Source organism: Oleiphilus sp. HI0117, from assembly GCF_001635235.1.
In genome coordinates, this window is record NZ_LWGA01001183.1 from 1 (window position 1) to 458 (window position 458).

General features: G+C 43.0%; 1 pseudogene. It reads left to right on the forward strand.

The features are described from left to right. A pseudogene (locus A3757_RS27115) lies at positions 1-351 on the forward strand (hypothetical protein); the annotation flags it as partial. Between the last annotated feature and the right edge of the window lie 107 nt (positions 352-458).

Genomic DNA, 458 nt, shown 5'->3' on the forward strand with positions numbered 1-458 from the left:
AGCGGTGATGTCTCGCTTGAAATTGAGCTGGCTCCGTTTGAACTGAAAATAGATGATTACTCTGAGTCCGTAAAAACCAGCATTAGGCTTGAGGGCATCAAGATACCTATAGCCTCTTCAGAGTTAGAAGGTAGAGAATTCTTATTCCCTACAAACCCTGAAGATGGTTACATCGACGGTTCGGTATATTTCTTTGCTGCTCATAGTCCCGTGGATGTTACAAAAATCACCTTTGGTAAAGCCGAATCAGGGAAGCTTTTGGCAACGATCGAATCTGAATGGATTTTAGAATTTGAACGTACTGGCTATAAGAATTTTAGTCATACTTTTGAGGTGGCAGTTGAGTTATAACAAGTACATGTTGCCTCAGCCACTGCGTGGCTTGGACGGTTTTTCCGCTCGTGCCTCGCTACAAAACCGCCGCAAATGTAAGCGTTATATTTCAGGGAGAATTCAGT